General features: G+C 68.6%; 9 protein-coding genes. 7 read left to right on the forward strand and 2 right to left on the reverse strand.

The window, feature by feature from the left end:
- Positions 1-140: 140 nt before the first annotated feature.
- Positions 141-3,659: a hybrid sensor histidine kinase/response regulator gene (locus tag ACSF9G_RS13755; protein ID WP_436642545.1), complete on the reverse strand. Its 3,519-nt coding sequence runs from the start codon at positions 3,657-3,659 to the stop codon at positions 141-143.
- Positions 3,660-3,807: 148 nt separating this feature from the next.
- Between ACSF9G_RS13755 and ACSF9G_RS13760 the strand changes: the two genes are divergently transcribed.
- The 7 genes from ACSF9G_RS13760 to ACSF9G_RS13790 all read left to right on the forward strand — a co-directional run bounded on the left by ACSF9G_RS13760 (position 3,808) and on the right by ACSF9G_RS13790 (position 10,468).
- Positions 3,808-4,452 carry a hypothetical protein gene (locus tag ACSF9G_RS13760; RefSeq protein ID WP_436642547.1) on the forward strand — a complete coding sequence of 215 codons (645 nt, stop codon included), beginning with the start codon at positions 3,808-3,810 and terminating at the stop codon, positions 4,450-4,452.
- A gap of 59 nt (positions 4,453-4,511) precedes the next feature.
- Complete coding sequence (locus ACSF9G_RS13765; protein ID WP_436642549.1) at positions 4,512-6,653, forward strand: DUF294 nucleotidyltransferase-like domain-containing protein; 2,142 nt, start codon at positions 4,512-4,514, stop codon at positions 6,651-6,653.
- Positions 6,654-6,801: 148 nt separating this feature from the next.
- Positions 6,802-7,227: a large conductance mechanosensitive channel protein MscL gene (gene mscL, locus ACSF9G_RS13770; protein WP_436643256.1), complete on the forward strand. Its 426-nt coding sequence runs from the start codon at positions 6,802-6,804 to the stop codon at positions 7,225-7,227.
- Between the two features lie 160 nt (positions 7,228-7,387).
- Positions 7,388-8,527, forward strand: coding sequence for a PAS domain-containing sensor histidine kinase (locus ACSF9G_RS13775; RefSeq protein ID WP_436642551.1), 1,140 nt, complete (start codon positions 7,388-7,390; stop codon positions 8,525-8,527).
- Positions 8,528-8,552: 25 nt separating this feature from the next.
- The gene (locus tag ACSF9G_RS13780; protein ID WP_436642553.1) at positions 8,553-9,155 is read left to right on the forward strand and encodes a response regulator transcription factor; all 603 of its coding nucleotides are present in this window, start codon (positions 8,553-8,555) and stop codon (positions 9,153-9,155) included.
- A 137-nt stretch (positions 9,156-9,292) separates the two neighbouring features.
- Positions 9,293-9,631 carry a response regulator gene (locus ACSF9G_RS13785; protein WP_436642555.1) on the forward strand — a complete coding sequence of 113 codons (339 nt, stop codon included), beginning with the start codon at positions 9,293-9,295 and terminating at the stop codon, positions 9,629-9,631.
- Between the two features lie 141 nt (positions 9,632-9,772).
- A complete protein-coding gene (locus tag ACSF9G_RS13790) occupies positions 9,773-10,468 on the forward strand; it encodes a helix-turn-helix domain-containing protein (RefSeq protein ID WP_436642557.1) in 696 nt (231 codons plus the stop codon).
- 219 nt (positions 10,469-10,687) lie between these two features.
- Here ACSF9G_RS13790 and hemN read toward each other — a convergent pair whose 3' ends face one another.
- Entirely contained in the window at positions 10,688-12,037 is a 1,350-nt protein-coding gene (gene hemN, locus ACSF9G_RS13795) for an oxygen-independent coproporphyrinogen III oxidase (protein WP_436642559.1), read from the reverse strand.
- Positions 12,038-12,203: the final 166 nt, after the last annotated feature.

Consider the following 12,203-nt stretch of genomic DNA (forward strand, 5'->3'; position numbering starts at 1 on the left):
GCCGTCTCCGCCTGTCTTGACCCCTCCGCCTGTTTTGACCCCTGCGCCTGTCTTGACCCCTGCGCCTGTCTTGAACCCTGCGCCTGTCTTGAACCCTGCGCCGCTGGTTGCCTGAAACAGCGCGGCCCGAAAGGGGACGGCTACTCCGCCGCCTCGCGCCGAACCGGGAACTGGGCGAGCAGCGCCCGCAGTGCCGCCGCCTTGAGCGGCTTGTAGAGCACGGGAATGTCCTTGGACCGGGCCTCGTCGCGGACCGACGGCGAGCGGTCGGCGGTGATCAGGATCGCCGGCAGTTTGGCGGCGAGCTTCCAGCGCAGGTCGACGACCGCGTCGATGCCGTTGCCGCCGTCGAGATGGTAGTCGACCAGCAGAACGTCCGGCACCACCTTGTTGCGCCTCAGGGTGCGGGCCGCCGCCTTCGCCGATGGCGCGCACAGAACCTTGCAGCCCCAGCCGCTGAGCAGCGCCACCATGCCGTCCAGGATATCGCGCTCGTTGTCGATGCACAGGATCGTCAGGCCGTCCGTCCGCATGCCCCGGCGCCGCGGCTGGCGGGCCGGTGCAAGTTGCGGCGGCATCGCCGCGGTCACCGGCAGCTCGACGCTAAACGCCGAGCCGTGCCCCGGCGTCGACACGAGCTCGACGGGATGATCGAGCACCCGGCCGATGCGTTCGACGATCGACAGGCCGAGCCCGAGCCCGCGCGCCTGCTTCGCCCCGTCCTCGAGCCGGTGGAACTCCTCGAATATCAGCTTCTGCTTGGATGCCGGAATGCCGGGCCCGGTATCGTGCACCTCGATGCGGATCCGGCCGTCGCGGCGCCGGCAGCCGACCAGCACGCGGCCGGATTCGGTGTATTTCACCGCGTTGGAGACGAGGTTCTGCAGCAACCGGCGCAACAGCCGGCGGTCCGACCGTACCACCAGCGAGCAGGGCATGATCCTGAGATCGAGGCCCCGGTCCCGGGCGATCGGCGCGAATTCGACCCCGAGCGGCGACAGCACGTCGGATATCGGGAACGCTGAGATTTCCGGCTTCAGCGCGCCGGTATCCAGCCGCGAGATATCGAGGATCGTCCCGAGGATCTCCTCCACCGCGTCGAGCGAGGCGTCGATATGGCTGGCCAGCCGGCGGTCGTCAGGCTTCAGGCGCCGCTCCGTAAGGCTCGCCGCATAGAGGCGGGCGGCGTTGAGTGGTTGCAGGATGTCGTGGCTCGCCGCCGCCAGGAACCGGGTCTTGCCGAAATTCGCCTCCTCGGCCTGTTGCTTGGCGCGCTCGTAGTCGTGGTTGATCCGCTCCAGCTCGTCGGTGCGCTCGCGCACCCGCCGCTCCAGCGTTTCGTTGGCCCGTTCCAGCTCCTCGGCGGTGCGCACCCGTTCGGTTATGTCGGTGAAGGTCATCACCAGCCCGCCGTCGGGCATGGTGTTGGTGCGCACCTCCAGCGCGGTGCCGGTCGGCTCGATGCGTTCCTGGTAGGTCTCGCGCATGATCATCATGCGCCGCAGGCGGTCTTCGACCAGCTGTTGCACCGGTCCGGGTCCGAGATCGCCGCGTTCGGCGGTGAACCGCAGGACATCCACCAGCGGCACGCCGATGCGGCCGAGGTCCGGTGGCAACTCCAGCAATTCGCGGAACCGCCTGTTCCAGGTGGTCAGCCGCATGTCCGGATCGAGCACGACGATGCCCTGGCCGACGTGATCGAGGGCGGTCTGCAGGAGATCGCGATTGTAGACGATCGCCTCGGAGGCATCGTCGAGCAGCTTCAGCGCCTGCTTGTTGCTGACGTCGCGGCGGCCGAGCAGCAGCGACAGCACCAGTCGCGACGACGATGCGCCGATGGCGCTGGCGAGCAGGTGCTCGGCATAGCGCAGCACGTGCATGTCGATCTCGCCGTGCCGGTCGAGCGTCAGCCCGCGTTCCTCGGCGAAGGTGCTGAAGGAGCGCTCGGTGCGTTCCTCGCCGAGATAGCGCGCCACCGTGTCCATCAGCTCGCCGAGCGCGACGGGGCTGCGCCACAGCCTCCGGGCCGGCGCGATCGGGGCAAGATCTGCCTGCACGAAGACGTTCGCCTGCAGCCGCTCGATCGCCTCCGGCCGACGCATCAGCGACACCAGCACGTAGGTCGTCACATTGACCATGATGCTCCAGAACACGCCGTGGGACAGCGGCGCGAACTCCAGATGGAACAGCCGGTGCGGCCGCAGGAACGCGAGGCCGAACGGTCCGTTCTCGACGAAGCTCGTCGGCAGCAGCCCGGAATCGGCGAAGGTCGGCAGCAGCAGCGTGTAGGTCCACACCGCGAACCCCGCGACGATGCCGCCGATGGCGCCGCGCGCGGTGCCGCGCCGCCAGATCATGCCGCCGAAGAAGGCCGGCGCCAGTTGCGCCACCGCGGCGAAGGACAAAAGCCCGATGGAGGCGAGCGCAGCCGTGTTGCCCGCGGCGCGGTAGTAGGCGTAGGCCAGCAGCAGGATCGCCAGGATCGCGACGCGGCGGATCTGCAAAAGGCGCTTGCCCATGTCGCCGCGCCCCGCCCCGGCGCCCCAGTGGCGCAGCATGAACGGCACCACCAGGTCGTTGCACACCATGATCGACAGGGCGACGCTTTCGACGATCACCATCGCGGTTGCCGCCGACAGTCCGCCGATGAAGGCGACCAGCGTCACCCAGTTGGAGCCGGCGGCCATCGGCAGCGCCAGCACGAACATGTCCGCGTCGACCGCGCCCTCGCCGAAGGTCAGCAGGCCGGCGATGGCGATCGGCAGGACGAACAGGTTGATCAGCACCAGATAGACCGGGAACAGCCAGATCGCCCGCTTGATCTCGCTTTCGCTGTGGTTCTCCACCACCGTGACGTGGAACTGGCGCGGCAGGAGGATGATGGCGAACAGGCTGAGCGCGGTGATCGTCACCCAGGTGCCGCCGTGCAGCTCGCCGCCGAACGGCGGCAGGGTCGTCCCGGCCGCTTCCGCCTGCGCCCACAGCGCCTCCGGGCCGTCGAACATCGAGTAGGTGATAAAGATGCCGACGACCAGGAACGCGCCGAGCTTGACGATCGATTCCGTCGCGATCGCCAGCATCATGCCGTCCTGGTGCTCGGTCGCGTCGATGTGGCGGGTTCCGAACAGGATGGCGAACAGCGCCAGCGCGAAGGCGACGAGCAGGGCGGAGTCGGCGAGGATCGGGACGTTCTCGATGGCTCCGTTCTGCTGCAGGTAGCCCACCATGGTGCCGACCGAGGCCGAGATCGCCTTGAGCTGCAGCGCGATGTAGGGCAGCACGCCGACCACCGCGATCAGCGTGACCACGGCGGCCACCTGCGGGCTCTTGCCGTAGCGCGCGGCGATGAAGTCGGCGATCGACGTGATGTTCTGGTCCTTGGCCAGCCGCACGATCCTCAGCAGGATCGGATAGCCGAGGCCGATCATCAGCGCCGGGCCGAGATAGACCGGAAGGAAGTCGAGCCCGGTGCGCGCCGACAGGCCGACCGAGCCGAAGAACGTCCAGGACGTGCAGTAGACGCTCAGCGTCATGGCGTAGAGGAACGGTCGCCCGCCGCGCCAGCGGCCGCGCAGCGCCAACTTGTCGCCCCAGCTCGCCACGGCGAACAGGAAGGCGAGGTAGAGAACGGCGGTGGCGACGACCACCCAGCCCTGCACCCGTTTCCTCCGGTCAGTCCCGTTGTTCTTGCCGTTTTCGGCTTTGTCCGTCGCCGCGGCGGCCGGTGTGTTCGTTCGACGCCACTGGCGCGCCGCGCGCGGTTGCGCCATTCTACACGGAAATGGGCCGTCGCAACCGGAGAACGTCATGGGCCTGCTCGACATGTTCCGGCGTCCGCCGCCGATCGACGATGTCGGTGCGCTCGAGGACTTCCTCGACACCCATGCCGCGTTCCTGGTGCAGAAATGCGTGTTCGAGTATTCGCGCGCCCGCGCTGGCATCTTCTGGGAAAAGCTGTTCAAGGAGGCCGACTTCAAGGCCGCCGTCGACGTCGCCCGCTGGAACGGCTACCCGATCGCGCTCGGCAATGTCGTCGAGATGGTCGAGGGGCCCCTGCGCCCGGCCGTCGTCGGCGCCGAGGCCGAGCTGCTGCGGCGGCTGATCGGCCTCGCCGAGGCGGTGATCCACCGCTATCCCGTCCCCGAAGGCGAAGCCTCCGATTTCTGGGTCGTCAAGACGGCCTGGCTGCGCGACCGGCTCGCCGGTATCCAGCTCGCGCCGCCCAAGCCCGTCAAGGACATCCCGCTCGACACCGCGCGCGCGATGTTCGACCTGATGCCGATCCACCACAGCCTGCGCGGCGAGGACTTCGTCGTCGTGCGCAACCATCTGCGCTCCAACCTGTGCCGCATGGCCGAGGAGTTCGGACAGCGCGCCGACGCGCAGGCACTCGTCGCCGATATCCTCGCCCCGACGCACCCGGTCAGGGTGCCGGCGCTCGGCGGCGACTGAACCGGGGCGCCGGCGCGGGGCGGGAGGCAACGGGGGCGGGACATGACGGGGGGCGGAACATGACCGGATCTGCCTTCAGGGCCACCGCCAACGCCACCCCGCTGTTGTCGATAGACGCCGTGGTGCTCGACACCGAGACCACCGGCCTCGACCCCCGCGAGGCGCGGATTGTGCAGATCGGCGCGGTCGGGCTGCGGGCCGGCCTTCAGGACGAGGCCGACGTCTACGACGCCCTGGTCAACCCCGGCATGCCGATCCCGCCGGCCTCGAGCGAGATCCACGGCATCGCCGACACCGACGTCGCCGCCGCCCCGGCCTTCGCCGAGGTCGCCGCGGGGCTTGAGAGCTATGTCGGCGGCCGCATCGTCGTCGGCCACAATATCGGCTTCGACCTGGCGGTCCTCAAACGCGAACACGACCGCGCCGGCCTCGCCTGGCAGCCGCCGCGCACCCTCGACACGCGCCTGCTGGCCCATCTCGCCGCCCCGCAGCTGCCCGGCCATTCGCTCGAGCATCTGGCCGAATGGCTCGGCGTCGCGGTCGACGGCCGCCATACCGCGCTGGGAGACGCCAAGGTAACGGCGGCGATCCTGATCGCGCTGGTGCCGAAGCTGCGCGAGCGCAACATCCGCACACTGGCCGAGGCCGAGGCCGCCTGCGCCCGGCTCACCGACATGTTCGAGGACCAGTACCGGGCCGGCTGGATCGAGCCGGTGCGCCGCGAGGCCGCCGCCCTGTCGGAGCGGGCGCTGTCGCGCATCGACGCCTATCCCTACCGCCACAGGATCGCCGACGTGATGAGCGCGCCGCCGATCCTCGTGCCGCCCGGCATGACGATGCGCGACGCCCTCAAGGTGCTCGCCGACAGGCGCGTCAGCTCGATCTTCGTGGGCGAGGAAAGCGACCTGGCGGCCGCGACCTGCGGCATCCTCACCGAGCGCGACGTGCTGCGGGCGGTGGCGGGCGACAGCGAGGCCGCCTTGGCGGACCCGGTTTCGAAATACGCGTCGACGCCGCTCGAGTGCGTGTTCGAGGATGCCTACATCTATCGGGCGATCGGTCGGATGGCGCGGCTCAGGGTCCGCCATCTCGGCGTCATCGACGAGACCGGCCGCGTCGTCGGCGCGCTCAGCCAGCGCGATCTCCTGCGCATGCGCGCAACCGAGGCGGTGTCGCTGGGCGACGAGATCGACACCGTCGCGACGGTCAACGAGCTCGCGGCCGCCTGGGCGAAACTGCCGGCGGTCGCCCGCGGCCTCGTCGCCGAGGGCGTCGGCGGGCGCGACGTCGCCGGCGTCATCAGCCGCGAAATGTGCGCGCTGACGCGCCGCGCCGGCATCCTCGCCGAAAAGACGATGGCCGCCGCCGGCAAGGGCCCGCCGCCTGTCGACTATGCGCTGCTGGTGCTCGGCTCGGGCGGTCGCGGCGAGAGCCTGCTCGCCGCCGATCAGGACAACGCCGTCGTCTATGCCGACCCGCCGGGGGGCGAGGCCGAGGCGGTCGATGCCTGGTTCTCCGAGTACGGCAGGCATGTCGCCGATACGCTGCATGCCGCCGGCGTTCCCTATTGCAAGGGCGGCGTGATGGCGATGAACGTCGAATGGCGCGCCTCGGTCGCGCAGTGGAAGGCTCGGGTCAGCGACTGGGTGCGCCGCTCGCGGCCGCAGGATCTTCTCAACGTCGACATCTTCTTCGACCTGCGCGCCGTTCACGGCGACGCCGCGCTTGCCCGCGAGATCTGGACCTGTGCCTACGAGGAGGGCGGCCGCGCCGTCGCCTTCGCCAAGCTGCTCGCCGAGGCGTCGTCGGGGTTCTCGCCGCCGCTCACCTTCCTCGGCGGCTTCAGGGCCGAGAACGGCCGCGTCGATCTGAAGAAGGGCGGCCTGTTCCCGATCGTCGCCAGCGCCCGCGTCCTGTCGATCCGCCACCACGTGCTGCAACGCTCCACCCGGGCCCGACTGGAAGGCGTCCGCGCGCTCGGCATCGGCGCCGGCGAGGATCTCGAACGGCTCGTCGCCAGTCACGCCCTGCTCGTCGACCTGGTTCTCGAACAACAGCTCGCCGATATCGCCCAGGGCCTTCCGCCCACCAACGCCGTCGAGACCGGACGGCTTGGCCGGGCCCGCGCGGACGAGCTGAAACGGGCGCTTTCGGCGCTCGGGACGCTCGATCAGATGGTCCGCGATCTGCTTTTCGCGTGAAACCGTAGCGACTCGCGAAAACGCTTGATCGGGGCGCCGGCCAAGCGGCTAAAATCGTGCCGCGCGCCCACAGAGGAGCACGCCGCCGGATCAACGCGGTACGGGCGCGTCCCGGCACCGGCGGCCAGCGAGGGGATTTTGAATGTCGATTTTGGGTGAATTCCGCGAATTCGCGGTCAAGGGCAACGTCGTCGACATGGCCGTCGGCATTGTCATCGGCGGCGCTTTCGGCACCATCGTCAAGTCGCTCGTCGACGACATCATCATGCCGCCGGTCGGAATGATCCTCGGCGGTGTCGACTTTTCCAACATCATGACCGTTCTGAAGGGCGACGGCACCTATGCGAGCCCGCAGGCCGCGCAAGAAGCTGGCGCCGTCACGATTAACTGGGGCCTGTTCATCAACTCGCTGATCAGCTTCCTGATCGTCGCCTGGGCCTTGTTCATGGTGATCAAGGTGATTAATCGCCTGAAAGCGCAATTCGAGGAAAAGAAGGAAGAAGAGGCCCCGGCCGCGCCGCCGGAGGAGGTCGCGTTGCTGACCGAGATTCGTGATCTTCTTGCCAAGAAATAGATGGTCTCGCCTGCGGCAACGAGGAACTTAACGTCGCGGGACGCGATGTGATATGTCGCCGGGACGGTAGAACGTCGACTGTTCGAAACCGGTCCCGGTGGCATGTCAAGATGATCGATATTCCCTGCACGATCACCGCACCGCGTGGCGCGGACGCGTCATGACGATCGGTGCCGATCTTCCGCCGACCGTTTCGGAAGCCCGCCTCGCCAGCGTGCTCGAAACCGCCGTGTTCGGCATCATCGTCGCCGATCAGGCCGGCCGCATCCTCGTCTACAACAAGGCCAGCGAACAGCTGTTCGGCTGGACCGCCGAGGAGGTTTACGGCAAGAACCTGACGATCATCATGCCGCCGCACGACGCCAGTCGGCACGACAAGTACATTCACAACTACGTTCAGACGAAAACGGCGAAGATCATCGGGATCGGCCGCGAGGTGAAGGGCCAGCACAAGGACGGGACGGTGTTTCCGCTGCACCTCGCCGTCGGCGAGGCGTCGACGCCCGAGGGCCGCCAGTTCATCGGCATCATGCGCGATCTGCGCCCCGATTTCGAAGCCGCCGAGCGGCTTGCCGCGCTGCAGGCGCAGCTCGTTCGCATGGCGCGGATCAATGCCGTCGACGAGATGGGCGCGGCACTGGCGCACGAGCTCAACCAGCCGCTGACCGCCGTCATGCTCTACCTGCAGGCCGTTTCCCGGGCGGCCTCCAAGCGCACCGGCGCCGACGCCCTGCCGAAGGAGATTTCCGATATCCTCGAAAAGGCGCTGTCGGAAGCCGGCCGCGCCGGCCAGATCATCCATCGCATGCGCCGGTTCGTCGAGAAGCGCGAGTCGCTCCGCCAGACCGTGGATCTCGGGACGCTGCTCAACGAGGCGATCGAATTCACCGTGATCGGCAACAAGGCGCGCGAAGTGGAGATCGAACGGACCATCGGCGAGAATCTGCCGCCGGTCGAAGTCGACCCGGTTCAGATCCAGCAGATCATCGTCAATCTTCTGCGCAACGCGATCGAGGCGGTCAACGGCGCCGACACGAAGACGATACGGATCGAGACGACCCGCCGGGACGGATCGGTGGCCCTCTCGGTCGAGGATTCCGGGCCGGGTGTCGCACCCGACATCGCCCCTCAGCTGTTCCGGGCCTTCGCCACCGGCGCCAAGGGCGGCGTCGGCTTGGGGCTGGCGATTTCGAAATCGATCGCGCAAAGTCATGGCGGGGATCTGACCGTCGATCCCGGCGGCAACGGACGCGGCGCGCGGTTCACGCTGGTGCTGCCGGCGAACGCGGCCGATGGATAGAAGAACGCGGGCTGACGAGAGGGCAATGAGCGCGGGGCAGAAAACGATCCATATCGTCGATGACGATCCGTCCGTCCGCGATGCGCTGTCGGTGGTGTTCACGCTCGAGGGCTATTCGGTCTGCGTCTTCTCGAACGCGGCCGATTTTCTCGTCGCCGCCAGGGCGGCGACGCCGGACTGCGTGCTGCTCGACGTGCACATGCCCGGCAAGTCGGGGATGGACGTGCTGCACGAGTTGCAGTCCGCCGGCTTCCCCGCCCCCGTGTTCATCATCAGCGGCCAGGGCGACATCCCGATGGCGGTTCGCGCCATCAAGCACGGTGCCTTCGACTTCATCGAGAAGCCGTTCGACGCCGACACGGTCGTGGTCCGGGTCGAGGAGGCGGTCGCCGCCGAATTGCGTCGTCCCGCCGGCAACGACACGGATGCCGCGGCCATCGCCGACAACCTCACGCCGCGGGAACGCGACGTCCTGCGCGAGATCACGGCGGGCGCCACCAACAAGGAAGCCGGCCGCAAGCTCGGCATCAGTCCGCGCACCATCGAGGTGCACCGCGCCCGCATCATGGAAAAGCTGGGCGCCCGCAACACCGCCGACCTGATGCGCATCGTGCTTGCGGGCCAGTGACGGCCGGCCCGAGCGACCGCCGGCCAGCGATCGCGGGCGATCGGTCCTGACAACGATTTCCCGGCGGTTTGACCGGTATCAAAGCCAACACGCCCGTCCGCGACGAAAGTCCTCCCATGGTTTGCAGGGAGGATCGGTTGGCCTTCCACGTGATCGAGGACGATCCGGCGGTGGCTGATGCCCTTGTGCTGATGCTGAACGCATTCGGGCACGAGGCGCATGCCTATGTCGACGCCGAGACGTTTCTGTCCGCGGCGGCGCCACACGCGACGGATACCGTGGTCATCGACCTCGCTCTGCCGGGCATGAGCGGGGCCGATCTCGTGCGCCGTCTGCGCCTGAGCAATCCCGACACCAAGATCGTGGTGATCACCGGCCAGTCTCTGTCCAGGCTCGACAGCCAGCTCGAGGGTCTCGGCGTGACCCACCTGATCCGCAAGCCCGTCGAAGCCGACGCCATCCGCGACCTCCTCTGACCATCCTCGCCGGGACGCGGTCGATCCGGCCGCGTCTTACGGGAAATCACGTAAGTAGCGGTCCGAATTGGCCGGTGTGGCCCGATTTGTTACGCATGAAACATCATCCGGAGCGACACCGGAGCGGAGGAGAGGGCCACCATGAACACCGTCGTCGACAGGTCACTGCTACAGGGCGCGACCCCGTTCGGCGGGTGTGGCGTTCTCGGCGCCGACGGCATGGACGGCAGGGACGACGTGATCCGCAGCGCGTGCGTCTCGCGTTACGGCCAGCACGACACCATCTTCTTCGAGGGCGACTGCGCCGACACGGTCTGCCAGGTCGTCGAGGGCGCGGTGATGCTCTACAAGCTGCTGCCCGACGGTCGCCGCCAGGTTGTCGAGCTGCTCGGCCCCGGCGACGTATTCGGCTTCGCCCAGGGCGAGTTCCGCGATTCCTCCGCCGAGACCCTGACGGCCACGCGCGTCCGCTTCTACGACCGCCGCCAAGCCGAGCGGTCCTGTTCGTTCCAGCGCGTTATCGCCCGCCAGATGCTGGTGCAGCTCGAGGCCATGCACGAGCATGCCGTGCTGCTCGGCCGCATGTCGGCGATGGAACGGGTGGCGCGCTTCCTGCTCAGGCTGGCGGTCCATGTCGCCGGCGAGACGAGCGAGCCCGAGGTCGTGCGCCTGTCCATGACCCGGCAGGAGATCGCCGACTATCTCGGCCTCACCATCGAAACGGTTTCCCGGTCCTTCTCCGAGTTGCGCCGCCGCGGCGTGATCGTTCTCGAGAAGCAGGACCGCGTGCGCATCGCCAACCAGCGCGCAATGGAGGATCTGGCGATCGCCTGCTGACGAAATTCGCCGCGCCTTCGGGCCCGGCGTCCACGTCCTCTTGCCAACTGCGCCGAACCTCCGGGTCCGGCGCTTTCTTTTTGCAGGCGGGGGATCTCTTCCCCCCGCTCATCCCCGCGAAAGCGGGAATCCGGGAGCTGTTTGGCGGAGCCGTGCCCTACGCAACCCGATCCCCGCTTTCGCGGGAACGAGCGGATGGGGCGATGACCGGACGAAAGCCTACACGGCCACCGAGTGCCGCGCCGCGCCCTGCGGCAGATAGGCGTCGAAGGCCGAGGCGACGAGGCGCACGAACATGCGCCTGTCGTCGGGCACAACGATGCGTGCGCCATCCCTGACGGCGATGCCGTCGTCGATCAGCGGCTCCAGCGCCGCGTCGGCGTCGGCGAGCGTCTCGGCCGCCAGCCCGTGACGGGCGAAGACCGCCTCGGCGTCGACCGCGAAGTCGCACATCAGCCGCTCGATGATCTCGGCGCGGGCGCGGTCCTGACCGCTCAGCACCTTGCCGCGCGCGATCGGTAGGCGGCCGGCCTCGATCGCCCGCCGCCAGCCGCCGACATCGGCCGCGTTCTGGACGTAGCCCTGCGGCAGCCTGCCGATGGACGAGGCGCCGAAGCCGATCAGCGCGTCGGCCGGATCGGTGGTGTAGCCCTGGAAATTGCGCCGCAGCGTGCCCGTTCGTGCGGCGATGGCGAGGGGATCGTCCGGGCGGGCGAAATGGTCGATGCCGACCGGCACGTAGCCGTGCGCCACCAGGCGGGCGGCGGCGGCCTCGGCCTGCTCGATCCGCTCCACGGCGCCGGGCAGGGCGGCGGCGTCGATCAGCCGCTGGTGCGTCTTCATCCACGGCACGTGCGCGTAGCCGAACAGTGCGATCCGCGCCGGCGCCAGAGCCGCGGCGAGGTCGGCGCTGCGCTCGACCTCCTTCGCCGTCTGGTGCGGCAGGCCGTACATCAGGTCCATGTTGATGGCGCCGATGCCCGCGCGCGTCAGCGCCTCGACCACCTCGACGACGCGGCGGTGGCTCTGGACGCGGCCGATCGCCGCCTGGACCGTCGGGTTGAAGTCCTGCACCCCGAGGCTGGCGCGGTTGACGCCGGCCCGCGCCAGCGAGGCCACGAGCGCCGGCGTTACCGTGCGCGGATCGAGCTCGATGGCGTGCTCGGCATCTGCGGTGACGTCGAAGCGCGACCGCACCAGGTCGGCCAGCGCCTGGAAATCGTCGGGATCGAGCAGGCTCGGGGTGCCGCCGCCCCAGTGCAGGTGGACGAGCCGCCGCCTGCCGCCGAGCCGGTCGGCGGCCAGCGCGATCTCGCGCTTCAGCGTGTCTGCGTATTCCGCCACCGGCTCCGGCCGGCGCACGGCCTTGGTGTGGCAGCCGCAATAGTGGCACATCGATCGGCAATAGGGCACGTGCAGGTAGACCGACACGCGGGCCTCGGCGGGCAGGGCCGCCAGCCAGTCGTCGGTGCCTTGCGCGTCGACCGGGTCGGTGAAGTGCGGCGCCGTCGGATACGAGGTGTAGCGCGGCACGTTGCGGGTGGCATAGTGGATCAGGTGCGGGTCCATGGCTGGATCTTCGCTCGTTTGGGCCGCTTATGTCTTTGATATGCCTCATGTTCGCGCGAACGGCATAGCGGCCATGTGCCGTCTAATATGGCGCGCCGCGCGGTTCGGTCCTATTGTGTAAAACCCTTACGTATCCCGGCGCCGCGGCGGTCCTCCGGATGCGTCG

Source organism: Microbaculum mangrovi (assembly GCF_051390635.1).
In the GTDB taxonomy this organism is placed as follows: Bacteria; Pseudomonadota; Alphaproteobacteria; order Rhizobiales; family Tepidamorphaceae; genus Microbaculum.

What these genes read in the sequence shown, in the direction of transcription:
- ACSF9G_RS13775 (WP_436642551.1), top strand. Translation starts at nt 7,388, where the DNA reads ATGACGATCGGTGCCGATCTTCCGCCGACCGTTTCGGAAGCCCGCCTC.
- ACSF9G_RS13790 (WP_436642557.1), top strand. Translation starts at nt 9,773, where the DNA reads ATGAACACCGTCGTCGACAGGTCACTGCTACAGGGCGCGACCCCGTTC.
- hemN (WP_436642559.1), bottom strand. Translation starts at nt 12,037, where the DNA reads ATGGACCCGCACCTGATCCACTATGCCACCCGCAACGTGCCGCGCTAC.
- ACSF9G_RS13760 (WP_436642547.1), top strand. Translation starts at nt 3,808, where the DNA reads ATGGGCCTGCTCGACATGTTCCGGCGTCCGCCGCCGATCGACGATGTC.
- ACSF9G_RS13765 (WP_436642549.1), top strand. Translation starts at nt 4,512, where the DNA reads ATGACCGGATCTGCCTTCAGGGCCACCGCCAACGCCACCCCGCTGTTG.
- ACSF9G_RS13780 (WP_436642553.1), top strand. Translation starts at nt 8,553, where the DNA reads ATGAGCGCGGGGCAGAAAACGATCCATATCGTCGATGACGATCCGTCC.